This window comes from Streptomyces sp. E-08 (genome assembly GCF_049913095.1).
Lineage (GTDB): Bacteria > Actinomycetota > Actinomycetes > Streptomycetales > Streptomycetaceae > Streptomyces.
In genome coordinates, this window is record NZ_CP183971.1 from 4,695,591 (window position 1) to 4,710,763 (window position 15,173).

Annotated in this window: 14 protein-coding genes; 6 read left to right on the forward strand and 8 right to left on the reverse strand. The window is 72.5% G+C overall.

Annotation, left to right across the window (positions count from 1 at the left end):
* Window positions 1-36: 36 nt before the first annotated feature.
* Window positions 37-1,770 carry a diguanylate cyclase CdgB gene (gene cdgB, locus ACN9MM_RS21685; protein ID WP_426365162.1) on the forward strand — a complete coding sequence of 578 codons (1,734 nt, stop codon included), beginning with the start codon at window positions 37-39 and terminating at the stop codon, window positions 1,768-1,770.
* 73 nt (window positions 1,771-1,843) lie between these two features.
* Complete coding sequence (locus ACN9MM_RS21690; RefSeq protein WP_426365164.1) at window positions 1,844-2,809, forward strand: CBM35 domain-containing protein; 966 nt, start codon at window positions 1,844-1,846, stop codon at window positions 2,807-2,809.
* A gap of 100 nt (window positions 2,810-2,909) precedes the next feature.
* Here the strand turns inward: ACN9MM_RS21690 and ACN9MM_RS21695 are convergent, their stop codons facing one another.
* The 4 genes from ACN9MM_RS21695 to ACN9MM_RS21710 form a co-directional block, all read right to left on the reverse strand.
* Window positions 2,910-3,227: a hypothetical protein gene (locus ACN9MM_RS21695; protein ID WP_426365166.1), complete on the reverse strand. Its 318-nt coding sequence runs from the start codon at window positions 3,225-3,227 to the stop codon at window positions 2,910-2,912.
* Window positions 3,228-3,495: 268 nt separating this feature from the next.
* Window positions 3,496-4,422, reverse strand: a complete 927-nt coding sequence (locus ACN9MM_RS21700; RefSeq protein ID WP_426365167.1) for a 1-phosphofructokinase family hexose kinase — start codon at window positions 4,420-4,422, stop codon at window positions 3,496-3,498.
* Window positions 4,423-4,548: 126 nt separating this feature from the next.
* A complete protein-coding gene (gene nagA, locus ACN9MM_RS21705) occupies window positions 4,549-5,694 on the reverse strand; it encodes an N-acetylglucosamine-6-phosphate deacetylase (protein WP_426365168.1) in 1,146 nt (381 codons plus the stop codon).
* The gene (locus tag ACN9MM_RS21710; protein WP_426365170.1) at window positions 5,694-6,632 is read right to left on the reverse strand and encodes an ROK family protein; all 939 of its coding nucleotides are present in this window, start codon (window positions 6,630-6,632) and stop codon (window positions 5,694-5,696) included. Before ACN9MM_RS21710 ends, nagA begins: the two co-directional genes overlap by 1 nt.
* Window positions 6,633-6,886: 254 nt before the next feature.
* On the opposite strand from ACN9MM_RS21710, the gene ACN9MM_RS21715 reads away from it, so the two are divergent.
* The 3 genes from ACN9MM_RS21715 to otsB all read left to right on the forward strand — a co-directional run bounded on the left by ACN9MM_RS21715 (window position 6,887) and on the right by otsB (window position 9,355).
* On the forward strand, window positions 6,887-8,158 hold the full coding sequence (locus ACN9MM_RS21715; protein ID WP_426365171.1) for an extracellular solute-binding protein: 1,272 nt from the start codon (window positions 6,887-6,889) through the stop codon (window positions 8,156-8,158).
* A 12-nt stretch (window positions 8,159-8,170) separates the two neighbouring features.
* The gene (locus tag ACN9MM_RS21720) at window positions 8,171-8,428 is read left to right on the forward strand and encodes a DUF3263 domain-containing protein (RefSeq protein ID WP_426365172.1); all 258 of its coding nucleotides are present in this window, start codon (window positions 8,171-8,173) and stop codon (window positions 8,426-8,428) included.
* Between the two features lie 84 nt (window positions 8,429-8,512).
* Complete coding sequence (otsB, locus tag ACN9MM_RS21725) at window positions 8,513-9,355, forward strand: trehalose-phosphatase (protein WP_426365173.1); 843 nt, start codon at window positions 8,513-8,515, stop codon at window positions 9,353-9,355.
* Window positions 9,356-9,410: 55 nt separating this feature from the next.
* On the opposite strand, the gene ACN9MM_RS21730 is transcribed toward otsB, so the two are convergent.
* Window positions 9,411-10,286, reverse strand: coding sequence for an NAD(P)-dependent oxidoreductase (locus tag ACN9MM_RS21730; protein ID WP_426365175.1), 876 nt, complete (start codon window positions 10,284-10,286; stop codon window positions 9,411-9,413).
* Between the two features lie 98 nt (window positions 10,287-10,384).
* Between ACN9MM_RS21730 and ACN9MM_RS21735 the strand changes: the two genes are divergently transcribed.
* Window positions 10,385-10,747, forward strand: coding sequence for a winged helix-turn-helix transcriptional regulator (locus ACN9MM_RS21735; RefSeq protein WP_426365176.1), 363 nt, complete (start codon window positions 10,385-10,387; stop codon window positions 10,745-10,747).
* On the opposite strand, the gene ACN9MM_RS21740 is transcribed toward ACN9MM_RS21735, so the two are convergent.
* From ACN9MM_RS21740 to ACN9MM_RS21750, 3 genes are all read right to left on the reverse strand, one after another.
* On the reverse strand, window positions 10,737-12,089 hold the full coding sequence (locus ACN9MM_RS21740; RefSeq protein WP_426365177.1) for an alpha,alpha-trehalose-phosphate synthase (UDP-forming): 1,353 nt from the start codon (window positions 12,087-12,089) through the stop codon (window positions 10,737-10,739). The two genes, ACN9MM_RS21735 and ACN9MM_RS21740, sit on opposite strands and share 11 nt — an antisense overlap.
* 82 nt (window positions 12,090-12,171) lie before the next feature.
* Entirely contained in the window at window positions 12,172-14,040 is a 1,869-nt protein-coding gene (locus ACN9MM_RS21745; RefSeq protein WP_426365179.1) for a DUF11 domain-containing protein, read from the reverse strand.
* 38 nt (window positions 14,041-14,078) lie between these two features.
* Window positions 14,079-15,047, reverse strand: coding sequence for a glucosyl-3-phosphoglycerate synthase (locus ACN9MM_RS21750; protein ID WP_426365180.1), 969 nt, complete (start codon window positions 15,045-15,047; stop codon window positions 14,079-14,081).
* Between the last annotated feature and the right edge of the window lie 126 nt (window positions 15,048-15,173).

Genomic DNA, 15,173 nt, shown 5'->3' on the forward strand with positions numbered 1-15,173 from the left:
CTGGAGTTGCTGTCGAGGTCTCGGGGAGAGCGAGCGATGGAGACCGAGTCGGAGCCTTACGTCCGTCTCTCGACCCTGCGGCAGCTGCATCAGGTCGTGGCGGACCTCAACACTGCACGCAGCCTGGCGGACACCCTGCAGACCGTCGCCGACGGTGTGGTCGCCGGTCTCAACTACGAGCTGGCCTGCGTCAACCTCGTCCGCCCCGACGGTGACCTCGTCGTCGCCGCCTTCGCCGGAAGCTCCGCCGCGGAGGCCCTCATCACCGGCCGCGTCGGCTCCCGCACCTCCTGGGAGCGCCGCCTGACCATGGGCGTCTCCTGGGGCGACCTGCGGTTCATCCCGCACACCGAGGGCTGGGTCCTCATGGAGGACGACGTCCCCCAGTGGCACACCGACGGCCCCGCGCCCCGCTTCGAGGACGAGTGGCACCCGCACGACCGGCTCTACGCCCCCATGTACGCCTCCGGCTCCGGCCGTGAGCTCCTCGGCGTCATATCCGTCGACCGCCCGCGCAACGGCCGGCACCCCGGCCCCTGGGGCCAGGAAGCGCTCCAGATGTACGCCTCGCAGTCGGCGATCGCCATCAGCAACGCCCGCCTCCGCTCCAACATGCAGCGCGCCCTGGTCCGCCTGGAGCGCGAGCAGCAGGCCCTGCGGGCCTCGGAGGAGTCCTTCCGGCAGGCCTTCGAGTACGCGCCCTCCGGCATGGCCATCGCCGAGATGGGCGGCGACCAGCACGGCCGCCTCCTCCGTACGAACGACGCCCTGTGCCGGCTCCTCGGCCGCCCCGCCTCCGTCATGCGGCGCTACTCCTTCGCCGACCTCGTCCACCCCGAGGACATCGGGACGCTGCTGCGGACCTCCGCCGAGGGCGGCCGGGCCGAGCTGCGCCTCGGCCGCCGGGACGGCACGTACGTCTGGGTCTCCCTCCGCAACTCCGTCGTCGCCGACACCGCCGACGGGCCCCGCTTCCTCCTCACCCACGTCGAGGACATCGAGGAGCGCAAGCGGCACGAGCTGCAGCTCGCCCACCGCGCCTCGCACGACGCCCTCACCGGCCTGCCCAACAGCGCCGAGCTGCGCTCGCGGCTGTCGGCGCGGCTCTGCGAGCGGCCGTCGGCGCCGGGGGACGAGGCCGCGTACGGGACGTACGACTCGCAGCGGGACGGCGGTTACGGGGCGGGGCCCGGCGGCTACGAGCCCTCGTACGACCAGTCCTACGACCCGGCGTACGACTCCGGCCACGAGCCGCAGCCGTACGAGCACGAGCACGAGCACGGCTTCGGTTTCGAGCCGGCGGGCGGCGCGGGGCCCTACGACCACCACGTCCACATCGTCGCGCCGACCGGCGGGGAGGTCGACGACGGCACCAAGGGGCTCGCGGTCCTCTTCTGCGACCTCGACGGTTTCAAGTCGATCAACGACCGCTTCGGGCACCACACGGGTGATGCGGTGCTCATCGAGGTCGCGCGCCGGCTCACCACCGGCGTGCGGGACGGTGACACGGTCGCCCGGCTCGGCGGTGACGAGTTCGTCGTCCTCGCCGACGGCCTCGGTGCCGCCGACGCCGCCGACCTGGCCGTACGCCTCCGCAACGCGATCATCCCGCCGATCCGGGTGGACGGGCGGGCGGTCCGCGTCGGGGCGAGTTTCGGCATCGGCTGGGCCGAGTGCGGGATGACCGTGGAAGAGGTCCTGAACTCGGCGGACCAGCGGATGTACGTGGAGAAGCGCTCCCGCGCGAAGGTCCACCGGCGGGCGGGCTGAGTCGCGCGCTGGTCCGTTCGGGGTAGGCTCGGCCGGTCGGCGACGGCTGGCGAGCATGGAGAGGACGACCCGGATGGCTGCCGGAAACGACGGCGCGAACACGCCCGAGGACGACGATCCGTTCGGCTACCTCTACGAGGATGGCCAGGCAGCGGGCGCCCGGCCCCCGCAGGGCGGAGGCTACGGCTACCCCGGCCCCGCCGCCGCGCAGCCAGGTGTGCCGAGGACCTCGTACAACCAGGTCAGAACGGTCGGCGAGCGCCAGTACGGCCACCACCAGCAGCAGTCGTACGTGCCCCCGCAGCAGCAGGCCCCGTACGGCCAGCCGCAGGCGCAGTACGCGGCGCCGGAGACGTACGGCGCCCAGCCGCAGACCCGCGCGATCCCGCCCCAGCGCGGCGGCGGCTCGGGCCGCGGCCCGAACACGAAGGGCCTGCTGATCGGCGCGGTCGCGGTCGTCGCGGTCGTCGTGATCGGCATCGCGGCGGCGGTCATCAGCAACTCGGGCGGCGAGAAGGACAAGGACGACAAGGCCGGCGGCAACACCGCGTCGACGGCCCCGTCCGAGGTCTCGGAGACCCCGAGCAACGAGCCGAGCGCCGACAAGACCCCCGGAGCGCTCCCCAAGCAGGACGCGGCGACGCTGACGCTGGGAGGCCCGGCCACGACGGAGTCCGCGGTCAAGGGCGCCAAGGGCACGAACGGTGCCTATGTGGCCTTCAACGGGGCCGGCGGCTCCGCGAGTTGGTCGGTCGACGTGCCGAACACCGGCGAGTACACGCTCCGCATCACGTACGGCGTGCCCGGCAAGGACGCCAAGACCTCCCTGACGGTCAACGGTGAGACGCCGCGCGCGCTGAACATGTCCAACTTCGCGAAGGCCGCCGAGGGCGACTGGGAGAAGGGCTGGACCTACACGTACGCGTACGTGAACCTGAACCAAGGGCCCAACGCGCTCAAGATCTCCTGCGAGACGGGCGACACCTGCGACGCGATCCTCGATCAGGTCTACCTGGAGGCCGGTCACACCGGCAAGTGACCCTTGACGGGTTGTTCAGCCGCGTCGGCAGGATTTCGTTCCCAGGTATGTGGGGTGTGGCGCCAATCGCGCCACCCCCCACATCACTTCCCCGCCGCGGTCACCACTTGGTGCAGCCGTTCCGCCAGGTCCCATTGCTGTTGAAGCGGGCCACTTCGATTCCGATGTCGAAGAGTCCATTGGCGTGCGAGGCTGTGGTGTCCCAGATTCCGGTCTTTCCGTAGCCCTTCGTGTTCTTATGCCACGGCCAATAGTGGATCTTCCCCCATGTGTCCTTCGAGAGCAGGCGCACGCCGACGCTGTTGCCGTCGGCCTGGGTGTCGGTCACGGTGAGCCTGAGATTGATGGTGTAGCCGGGCCCCCAGTAGTTGTCCCAGGCCATGTCACCGAAGGCGCCGGTCGTGTTGCAGCTGCTCATGCCGGAGTCCAGCGAGGCGTGAGCGGACCCGGCCGTGGCCACGGAAAGAGTCAGGGCTGCCGCTACGACTCCCGTGGCGGTCAAGAAGTTTTTGCGCACGTGACGTTCCCTCAAATCGAATTGCAGAGCGATTCGATTCTTGTTCGTGTGCTCGATTAACGTCCAGGGGAAAATGGGGAATGGCCGGTAATCGCCCGCGGTCCGTGCCTGTTCCGTCCGGCCTGACAGGCCGGAGAATCCATGCCGGAACCGAGCGGGCCGGGAAGCCTCACGCGGCTTCGGGCTCGGACGTCACCTTCACCCGGGGCAGCAGTTCCTCGTACGCCTTCGGGTCGAATTCGCCGGCCACCGGGGAGAGGACCGTGGCTGCTGAGAGGGCTACCGCTCGGGTGAGGCGGTCGGGCCAGGGGGTGTTGTCGACCAGGCCCGAGAGGAGGCCGGCGACGGCGGAGTCGCCCGCGCCCGTGGGGTTGCCCTTCACGGCGGCGGGCGGGGTCGCGCGCCACAGGCCCTCGGGGGTGGCGGCGAGCATGCCCTCGGGGCCGAGCGAGGAGATCACCGCGTGGGCGCCCCGGCGGCGGGCGTCGCGGGTGGCCCGGTGGGGTTCGCGCGCGCCGGTGAGCTGGGCGAGTTCCTCGGCGTTCGGCTTGACCAGGTCGGGGCGGGCGGCGATGCCCCGCCGGAGGGGTTCGCCGCTGGTGTCGAGGAGGACCGGGACTCCGGCCGTGCGGGCGAGGCGGATGAGTTCCGCGTACGCGCCGACGTGGATGCCCGGCGGGAGGCTGCCGCAGAGGGCGACCGCGGCGGCTCCGTCGAGGAGTTCCGCGAAGCGGGCGCGGAAGGCGGTCCATTCCGCGGCGGTGACGGTCGGGCCGGGTTCGTTGAGCTGGGTGGTGTCCCCGCTCGCGGTGTCGACGACCGCGACCGTACGGCGGGTGGGCCCCGCCGTCTCGACGAGTTCGTCCCGTACGGGTGTCGCCGCGAGCAGGTCCCGCAGCATCGCGCCGGTCGCGCCGCCCGCGAAGCCGGTGGCGACCGTCTCGTGTCCGAGGGCCGCGAGGACGCGGGCGACGTTGAGTCCCTTGCCGCCGGGCCGCTCGATCACCTGGGTGACCCGGTGGGAGGCGTGCGGGGTGAGGGCGGGGACCCGGTAGGTCAGGTCCACCGCCGTGTTGAGGGTGACCGTGAGGATCATGACCTGTTCACCCCCCGTACTCCGTGTGAAGTCCTGCGGAACGGGCGTTCCGACGGGCACTGATCATGCCAAACGAAAGGCGGTTGGCCCAGACCCCCGGCCGACCGCCTTCCGTATGACTCCTGATCAGGCTGTCGCGGGCGCCACGATCCACTCGCCCTTGCGCATGACGCCCTTGAGGTTGAACTCGGCGTCCAGGACCACGATGTCGGCGTCCTTGCCGGGCTCCAGGGAGCCGACGCGGTCGTACACGCCGAGGAGCCGGGCGGGGTTGGCGGAGATGGCCTGGACGACCGCCTCGACGGGGAGGCCGTCGACTGTGGCGGCGCGCTTGAAGGCGCGGTCCAGGGTGAGGGTGGAGCCGGCGATGGAGCCGCCCTCGACGAGGCGGGCGACGCTGTCCTTCACCTCGACCGCCAGCGGACCGAGCATGTAGCTGCCGTCGCCGAAGCCGGCGGCGTCCATGGCGTCGGTGATGAACGCGACGCGCTCGGGTCCCGCGTGGTGGAAGGCGAGCTCCAGGGCGGCGGGGTGGAGGTGGGTGCCGTCGTTGATGAGCTCGACGGTGATCCGCTCGTCCTCCAGGAGGGCGGCGATCGGGCCGGGGGCGCGGTGGCCGAGCGCGGGCATGGCGTTGTACAGGTGGGTGGCGACGGTGGCGCCCGCGTCGATGGCCGCCTGCGTCTGCTCGTACGTGGCGTCGGTGTGGCCGATGGCGGCGATCACGCCGTGCTCGGCGAGCAGCCGTACGGAGTCGAGGCCGCCGGGCAGCTCGGTGGCGAGGGTGACCATCCTGGCCCGGCCGCGGGCGGCGTCGATCAGCTTGCGGACCTCGGCGGGGTCGGGGTCGCGGAGCAGCGTCTCGTCGTGGGCGCCCTTGCGGCAGGGGGAGATGAACGGGCCCTCGAAGTGGAGGCCGGCGATCTCGCCCTGTTCGGCGAGCTCGGAGAGCAGGCCGGCGCGGCGGCTCAGGAAGTCCATCTCGCCGGTGACGAAGGAGGCGACGACGGTGGTGGTGCCGTGCAGGCGGTGGGTGTGGACGCCCTTGAGGACCTCGTCGGCGGTGCCGGAGGTGAAGGACGCGCCGCCGCCGCCGTGGTTGTGCATGTCGACGAAGCCGGGCACGAGCCAGTGGCCGGCGAGGTCGATGACGGGGGCGTTCTCGGGTGCGGAGCCCGCGATGCGGTCGCCGTCGACGATCACGCGTCCGTTCTCGACCGTTCCGGTGGGCAGCACGACGTGTGCGCCGGCGAGAACCTTGTGATCGGCCATCAGGCGGAAACCTCCGAGTCGTGGGAGAGAAGGTCCCAGGCGAGGAGGCCCGCGCCCAGGCATCCGGCGGTGTCCCCGAGGGCCGCCGGGACGATGGCGGGCAGCTTCTGGAACGTGACGCGTTCCTCCACGGCGGCCCGGAGTGGTGTGAACAAGGTTTCCCCGGCCTCGGCGAGACCGCCACCGATGATGAGCGTGCGGGGGTCCAGGAGGGTGAGGGCGGTGACGAGTCCGTCGGCGAGGGCGTCGACGGCGTCCTGCCAGACGCGTACGGCGGTGGGGTCGCCGGACTCGACGGCCTTGGCGCAGTCGGCGGCGTCGGCGTCCGGGTCGCCGCTGGCCGCGGCCCAGGCGAGGGAGACGGCGGAGGCGGAGGCGTACCGCTCCAGGCAGCCGCGCTGGCCGCAGCCGCAGTCGGTGCCGCCGGGGCGGACGACGATGTGGCCGATTTCGCCGGCGTAGCCGTGGGCGCCGGCCTCGATGCGGTCGCCGATGCCGATGGCTCCGGCGATGCCGGTGCCGAGGGGCACGAAGAGGAAGCGGTCGGCGCCGTTGCCCGCGCCGATGCGGCCCTCGGCGAGGCCTCCGGTGCGGACGTCGTGGCCGAGGGCGACGGGGATGCCGTCGAGGCGCCGACTGAGGAGTTCGCGCATGGGAACGTCGCGCCAGCCGAGGTTGGCGGCGTAGACGGCGATGCCGTTCTCCGCGTCGACGATTCCGGGGACGGCGACGCCGGCCGCGGCGGCGGGCTCTCCGTACCGTTCCTGGCCGAGGGTGCGGAGGTCCTCCGCGAAGCCGAGGATCGTCTCCACGACGGCCTCGGCGCCGCGCTCGCGCCCGGTGGCGCGGCGGGCCTCGTGCAGCAGAGTGCCGTCCGCCCCGACGAGGGCGGCCTTCATGCCGGTGCCGCCCACATCCAGGGCGATGACGTGTTTCACGGGGGACAGTCTGGCGCGGGACCACCCAAAAGGTCTAGTCCACTGGGCAGGATTGTTGCGCTCGGATACAAATTCGAGGCCGACCATGGGGCCATGGTCCCGCTGCAGTTGCGGAAGTGATACCCGAGTGGTGTAGACCTCACGTCCGGGCGCGAGGCAGACTTACGGCCCTGAGAAGAGCAAATACACAGCTCAATGCAGTGGAAACCCTGGCAGAACGACAGCTCAAAGATGAGCAAAAGGTGGATGAAGACGTGGAGCGGCGACGATTCCTTGGACTGACCGCGGCCGCCGCCGCCCTCGGACTGACCACGACGGTCGCCGGCTGCGGCTCCCTCGGCGGTGACTCCGGCGACGTGACCCTGAAGCTGGTCGCCGCCGACTACGACCTGACCGGCGGCGACACCACCAAGAAGTACTGGGCCGATCTCGTCGCCGCCTTCGAGGCCGGGCACCCCGGGGTCAAGGTCGAGATCGACGTCGTGTCCTGGGACGACGTCGACCGCAAGGTCGCCGACATGGTCAAGGCGGGCAAGGCCCCCGACATCGCGCAGATCGGCGCCTACGCCGACTACGCGGCCGCCGGACAGCTCTACGCCGCCGACGAGCTCCTCTCCATCCCCGTCCAGGCCAACTTCCTCGGCCCGCTCGTCTCCGCCGGCGAGTACAAGCGCACCCAGTACGGCATGCCGTTCGTCGCCTCCACCCGGCCCCTCTTCTACAACAAGGACCTCTTCCAGGAGGCCGGCGCCGAGGCCCCCACCACCTGGGACGAGCTCGCCGAGGCCGCCGCCAAGCTCAAGGCCAAGGGCGTCCCCACCCCCTTCGCGCTGCCGCTCGGCCCCGAGGAGGCCCAGGCCGAGGCCCTCATGTGGCTGCTCAGCGGCGGCGGCGGCTGGACCGACGCGTCCGACCGCTACGCCATCGACTCCGACGCCAACGTGCGCACCTTCGACTGGCTCCGCAAGAACCTGGTCGGCAAGGACCTCACCGGGCCGGTCGCCCCCGGCAAGCTCAACCGCAAGGCCGCCTTCGCCGCCTTCGCGAACGGCGAGGTCGGCATGCTCAACGGCCACCCCTCGCTCCTCAAGGAGGCCGCGAAGAAGGGCGTCGAGGTCGGCCAGGTCCCCCTCCCCGGCGCCGACGGCACGCCCAAGACCTCCATGGGCGTCGCCGACTGGATCATGGGCTTCAAGCAGAACGGTCACCGCAAGGAGATCGGCGACTTCCTCAACTTCGTCTTCAGCGACGAGAACGTCCTGAAGTTCGCCGGCGACAACGACCTGCTGCCGGTCACCGTCACCGCCTCCACCCGTATGGAGACCGACCCCGCCCACGCCAACCTGCGCGTCTTCCTCAAGGTCCTCCCCGACGCGCAGCTCCCGCCGGTCGGCAAGACGTCCTGGGCCAGGGTCAGCGAGAACGTCAAGCAGAACATCGGCAAGGCCGTCGCCCCGAACGGCCGGCCCTCCGACGTCCTCGGCCGGATAGGCCGGGACGCGACGGCGGCGGAAAGTGCCGAGTAATAGGTTGGTCGTATGACCGCGAGTGAGGGAACGGACGAAGGCGGGCTCGGAGAGCGCGAGCGGGACCTCCTCGCGGTCGAGCGCCGCTCCTGGCCCGGACCCGGTGCCAAGGAGCGGGCCGTCCGCGAGCGGCTCGGGCTCTCCCCGACCCGCTACTACCAGCTCCTCAACGCCCTCCTCGACGACCCGCGCGCCCTGGCCCACGACCCGGTGACCGTCAACCGGCTGCGCCGGGTCCGCGAGGAGAAGCAGCGCCGGCGCGAAGGGTGACCCCGGCCGGGGACTCCGGTCGGTGACCGTCCAGTGACTCCGGCCACGCTGACGTGACACCCGTACGTCGGTAGGGTCGGGAACATGGTCAGCAGCCTCCCGCACCCGGCCACACCCACCGGCCGCGACGGCCTGGCCGCGCTCCTCGCGCGGCCCGCGCAGGCCGTCGTCGCCCTCGACTTCGACGGCACCCTGGCCGAGATCGTCGACGACCCCGAGCAGGCCCGCGCCCACCCCGGTGCCGTGGCCGCCCTCGCCGCCCTCGCCCCGCAGGTCGCCTCCGTCGCCGTCGTGACCGGCCGCCCCGCCGGGGTCGCCGTCCGCTACGGCGGCTTCGCCGGCGTCCCCGGCCTGGAGCACCTCGTCGTCCTCGGCCACTACGGCGCCGAACGCTGGGACGCCGTCACCGGCACCGTGAAGGCCGCCGCCCCGCACCCCGGCGTGGCCTCCGTCCGCGCCGAACTCCCGGGCTTCCTCGACCGGGCCGGGGCCTGGCCGGGCGTCTGGATCGAGGAGAAGGGCCGCGCGGTCGCCGTCCACACCCGCCGCGCCCTGGACCCCGAGGGCGCCTTCGAGGCGCTCAAGGGACCGTTGGGCGATCTGGCCGTCGCCCACGGCCTCGTCCTGGAGCCCGGCCGCATGGTCCTGGAGCTGCGGCCGCCGGGCATGGACAAGGGCGTCGCGCTCGCGGAGTACGTACGGGAGGTGGGCGCCGGGTCCGTGCTCTACGCGGGTGACGACCTGGGCGACCTGCCGGCCTTCGCGGCGGTGGAGAAGCTCCGCTCCGACGGCACCCCGGGCGTCCTGGTGTGCAGCGGCTCCACCGAGGTCCCTGAGCTGGCCGACCGCGCCGACCTCTCCGTGCAGGGCCCGGCGGGCGTGGTCGCGTTCCTGACGGAACTGGCGGAGGCGGTACGGGAGGGCTGACCGCCCCCTACGGCTCGTACAGCGGAAGGAAGCGGACGACGGGTTCCTCGTACCGCTAGCGAAGAAGCAGGTCCACCACCCCCGTCAGGTCCTCCTCGCCGCGGCCCACGTCGAGCCGGCGGCGCATCAGCTCGAAGTACGGCAGGAGCAGTTCCGGGCTGACGCCCTGCCCCTCGGCGGTGGCCAGGAACGTCGGCGTGCCCGCCACCTGCATGGCGAGGTTCGAGACCACGCCCTCGGTGTAGTCGCCGGACCGCAGCTGGGCGGCGGTCCCGTGGACGCCCCCGGACATGGCGGCGAGCCAGTCGGCGAGCAGCGGGGCGAAGGCGACGGGGTCGATGTCCTCCCGCCGGATCAGCGCGAAGGCGTGCGCGGCCCCGGCGAACATCCCGTACATGGCGCTGAGCAGGGCCACGTCGTGCAGGGCCGCGAAGCCCGCGTCCTCGCCGACGTACCTCGTGCCCACCGGTACGGCCAGGGCGGCCCGGTGGAGCTCGAACGCCTCCCGCGCGCCGCTGTAGAAGACGTATCCGCCGGCCTCCGGGACGCCGATCATCGGCGGGACGGCCATGATGCCGCCGTCCAGGTAGCGGGCGCCCCGCTCCTCGGCCCACGCGGCCCGGGCCCGGGCCTGGGCGGGCGTCGTGGTGGTGAGGTTGACGAGGTCCTTGCCGGTGACGTCGACGCAGTCGAGGGCGGCGCCGACGGAGTCGTCGTCGAGGAGGCAGAGGACGACGAGGGTGCTCGCCGCGACGGCCGCGGCGGCGCTGTCCGCGGTCTTCGCGCCCTCGGCGGCGAGGGCGTCCGCGCGGGCCGGGGTGCGGTTCCAGACGGTGAGCGGATGCCCGGCGGCGAGCCAGGTCCGGGCGAGGGCGGTGCCCATGGCGCCGAGTCCGAGGAGGGAGAGCGGGGAAGGCGTGTTCGCTGTCATGCCCACAAGGCTGCGCCGGGCCTCTGACCTGCTCAAGTACCCACTTACAAGTGGGTGGTTACCCTGGGGTGAGCGAACAGGTCAGGAGGGTGGGGCGGATGGCGACACTGAACCGGCCGGGGGACGGGGGCGGCCACGTCTGCGGGATCGACACCGCGATGGAGGTGATCGGCGGCAAGTGGAAGGTGCTCATCCTCTGGGCGCTGCACGAGCAGCCGCACCGCCGTTTCGGCGAGCTGCGCCGACTGGTCCCGGGCATCACGGAGAAGGTCCTCGCGTCCCACCTCCGCGAACTGGAGGCGGACGGCGTCGTCGACCGCGTCTCGTACGACGAGGTTCCGCCGCGCGTCGAGTACGCCCTCACGAAGGACGGCGTCCGCCTCAACGACGCCCTCGAACCCCTCGCGGCCTGGGGCAGGGAGCGGACCGGGGCCGCGGGCAAGACACCCCCTAGTCCCTGAGCGCGTCCAGCTGGTCCAGGAACCAGCGCTGCGGGGGAAGGGCCGTGGCCGCGGCCGCCAGGCGTTTCGTGCGGTCCGTGCGTTCCGTCGGGGGCATGTTCAGGGCCGTGTGCAGGGCCTGCGCCGTCTCCGACACGTCGAAGGGGTTCACCGTGAGGGCGTCCTCGTGGAGCTCCTCGTACGCGCCGGCCTCCCGGGAGAGGACGAGCGCGCAGCCCTTCTCCGAGACGACCGGTATCTCCTTCGCCACCAGGTTCATGCCGTCCCGCACCGGGTTCACGAGGGCCACGTCCGCCAGGCGGTAGGTAGCCAGGGAGCGGGTGAAGTCGTCCTCGACCGAGACCAGGACCGGCTGCCAGTCCGCCGTGCCGAACTCGGTGTTGATCTCCGCCGCCAGGGCCGAGACCGCCGTCGTGTACGCGCGGTACGACTCCAGGTCCTGGCGCGAGGGGTACGCCGAGGCCAGGTGGACCACCCGGTCGCGCCACTCGGGGTGCGTGGTGAGGAGTTCGCGGTACGCCTGGAGGCCCCTCAGGATGTTCTTCGAGAGTTCCGTGCGGTCCACTCGGACGATCGTCTTCCGGCCGCCGGTCTCGTCGCGCAGCCGTGCCAGGCGGTCGTCCACCTCCGGGCGGTACGCCAGCGCCCTCAGCTCCTCGCCGTCCACGCCCAGCGGGTACGCCGCCACCCGTGTGCGGCCCAGGTCGCCCGCGCCGCTCTCGAAGGCCTCCGCCCACGCGCGCGTGTGGAAGCCGAGGCGGTCCGCGCCGAGCATCCCGCCGAGGAGTTCCTCGCGGATGTCCGCCGGGAGCATCCCCAGGTACGCGGGCGACGCCCAGGGCGTGTGCGTGAAGTGGGCGATGCGCAGGTCGGGGCGGAGGGCCCTGAGCTGCCCCGGGACCAGGGCCAGGTGATAGTCCTGGACCAGGACCGCCGCGCCCTGTGCCGCCTCCGCCGCCAGCGCCTCGGCGAAGGCGCGGTTGTAGGCCCGGTACGACTCCCAGCGGCGGCGGAACTCCGCGTCGAAGACCGGTTCGCGCGGGATGTCGTACAGGTGGTGGTGGAGGAACCACAGCACCGAGTTCGCGATGCCGTTGTACGCGTCCGCGTACACGGCCGGATCGATGTCCAGCATCCGCACGCCCGGCTCGGCCGTCCCGCGCCGCACCGCCTCGCGGTCGCCCGCCCCGAGGGCCGCGCACACCCAGAGGCTCTCCTGCGCGTCGATGGTGCTCAGGGCCGACGCCAGGCCGCCGCCGCCCTTGCGGGCGTCGAGCGAGCCGTCCTCGCCGAGCACGTACGAGACCGGGCCCCGGTTGGATGCCACGAGCACAGTAGCCATGTGGCGAACCTAGCCCGTCTCGTAAACGCTCAAACGTACGTATACGAGACGGGCTGATTCGGCCACGGGCAGTCATCGCAGGTCAGTCGCGTCGGCCGCGCATCGCCGCCTTCGCCACCAGGCCAGTCGCCGCCAGCGCCACCGCGAGCGCGCCGAGCAGCCAGAGACGCTCGCCGCTGCTTCCCGTCTCCGCCATGGAGCCGGAGCCGGAGCCGGAGCCGGAGCCGGAGCCGGAGCCGGAGTCGGAGTCGGAGCCGGTGCCGGAGCCGTCGCCCGCGACGGAGTGCCGGTCGCCCTGCGGGCCGGGGGCCGGGGGAGCCGGGGAGGGCGGAGCCACCGAGACGGTGGGCGGGGTGCTCGGTTCCGGGGAGGGGGGCTCCGGCTCCTGCTCCGCCTGTGCCGCGGCCGGGGTCGGGGCCGTCGGGGTCGGCTTCGGGGCGTCGAGCTTCGGGGTCGCCGAGCAGGACGGGTCCCGGCTGCCGTCTCCGCAGTTCGAGCGCGGGCTCTGCACCACCACGCCGTCGCGGAGCCGCCCGTCGCCCGTCGCCGGGTCCTTGATCTTCACCGAGTAGGTGACCGTCGCCGTCCTTCCGGCCGGGATGGTCCCCGCGTACCCGATCCTCGGCTTCTCGTACGAGACCCTGCCGAGGTCCGTCCGCACGTCGCCGTTGTAGTCGGCGTCGTCCAGGATCCCGGTCAGGTCGTCGCCGAACCTCGCGTCCGGGTAGTCGGTCCCGCCGACGTTCTTCGCGGTGATCGTGTACGTGAGGGTGTCGCCCGGCCTCACCGTGCGGGGGTGCGCCGTCTTGGCGATCTCCAGGTCCGGGACCGGCACCGAGAAGGCGAGCCCGGACGGCACGTACGTGTCGCCGCTGGTGGAGAAGGTGAGGTCCGCCGAGGTCGCGCCCGGCGGGACGGCGCCGGCCGGGACGTCGAAGGCCTTGGCGTCGATGCTCAGGTTGTCGGTCGGCTTCGGGGAGACCGCGCCGTCGTCCACGCCGACGAAGAAGTTGCCGGTGTTGCCGGTGTGGGCCTCGGTGACGTTCTTCCCGTCCACGCGGAACGTGTCGCCCGGCGTGTTCCGGTCGCCCTCGAACGCGGTCACGCTCGCGCGTACCGTGCCGGGGCCCCGGCGGAAGCCGTCCACGGTGATCGTGGTCGCGGGGGACGTGGAGCGCTGGAGGACGTGGCCGCCGTAGACGTGGACGCTGCGCCGCTCGGGGGCCTTCACCGGGTCGGGGCCCGGGAACCTGTGGACGACCGTGAGGGACCAGCCCGCCACGCAGCCCTTGCCGCTCGGCGCCCACAGGTTGCCGACCGCCACCCGCGCGTCCGTCCCCGAGACGCCCGCGAAGGCGGCCGTCACGTCGGACTCGCCCGTGTAGTAGTGCGGGCCGCCGGTGTCGGCCGGGTCGGCGACCATGCTGTCGATCGAGACCGGGGCCGCCGCCCCGGCCCCGACCCTGATCACCGGGGCCGTCGTCGTCGGGTCGCCGGGGGACCGCCCGACGTCCGCGCCGGAGAGGTCGCAGCGCTTCAGCAGGGCGCCGCCCGGGCCCCTGTACGTGCCGTCGTTGCCGCCCCAGAAGAGGCGCGCGTACGCCACCTCGGCGCCCGCCGGGATCCTCACGTGGCCGGTGCTGGAGCCGAAGCCGGCGTTCCCGGTGCCCGCCGCGTCGATCCGCCGCATCACGAAGGTGTTGTTGTCGTCCGAGCCCTGGCCCGACGCCGCCGTCGCGCAGCGCGCCGCCAGGTCCGCCGGGGCGTCCGGGCAGCCCATGACCGTGTTGCCGATCGTGGTGAAGTCGCCGTACAGCGACGCGTCGTACCGCTTGCCGAAGGGCTCGATCACGTCCGCGGCGGCCGGGGCGGCCACCGCGGCCGCGAGCGAGCCCGCCGTGAGCCCGATGGCCGCGAGCACCCTGCCCAGGTGATGTTGTCTGAAGCGCATAAAAGGGCAATTTATGCAAAACGGATCATCATGGGGCGTCACGCCACGCGGCGCTGCGCGTACTCCGTGATCTCGGCCATCGGCGGCCGCTCCTCGGTGTCCACCGCGTACGTCCGCGGCTCGAAGCCCTTCTCGCCCCGCTCGAACTGCGTCAGCCTCGGCCGGACCAGGTGCCCCCGCGACAGCCGCAGCTGCGCCGTCCGGTAGATCGCCGCCGCCATCCGGCCCAGCGCGAGACCGTCCTGGTGCCGGTGCTTGCGCACGCCCACGTCCACCTGGGCGAGCGCGTCCAGGCCCACCGTGTGCAGGGCGTCCACGAGCAGCCCCAGCTCCACTCCGTAACCGACCGGGAACGGCAGCCGTTCGAGCAGCGAGCGCCGCGCCGCGTACTCGCCGCCCAGCGGCTGCACGAAGCCCGCCAGCTGCGGCCAGTGCAGGTTGAGGAGCGGGCGGGCCACCAGTTCGGTGACCCGGCCGCCCTGGGCAGGGGTCCTGCCGGAGGCGAGCCCGTCGGGTTCGGCCCCGAAGGGGCGGTCGTACATCGCCTTCACGAAGTCCACGTCCGGGTCGGTGAGCAGCGGGCCCACGATCCCCGTCACGAAGTCCGCCGAGAAGTCCCGCAGGTCCGCGTCCACGAAGCACACGACGTCCCCGCTCGTCACCATCAGTGACCGCCAGAGCACCTCGCCCTTGCCGGGGACCGCCGGTATGCGGGGGAGTATCGCGTCCCGCGCGACCACCCGCGCGCCGGCCGCCGCCGCCACCTCCGCCGTACGGTCCGTGGAGCCCGAGTCGATCACCACCAGCTCGTCGACGAGCGGCACCGCCTCGGTCATCAGCTCGCGCCGGATCACGGAGACGATGTCCCCGACCGTCGCCTCCTCGTTCAGCGCGGGCAGGACGACGCTGACCCTCGTGTTCCGCTTGGCGGCGAGGATCCGCTCCAGCGGCCGGTCCGCCACGGACCAGGACCGCCGGTCCAGCCAGCGCTCCACCTCTTCCAGCACGTGATCTCCATCTCGCGGTTCGGACGGCCGGTCCAGGGTTCCGGGCCTTCGGTTACAGTCTTGAACAACGCGGATGCCCGATGCACGTCGGGGTGCCGCCCGCGTCGGAGCGCAGGAACGAAAGTC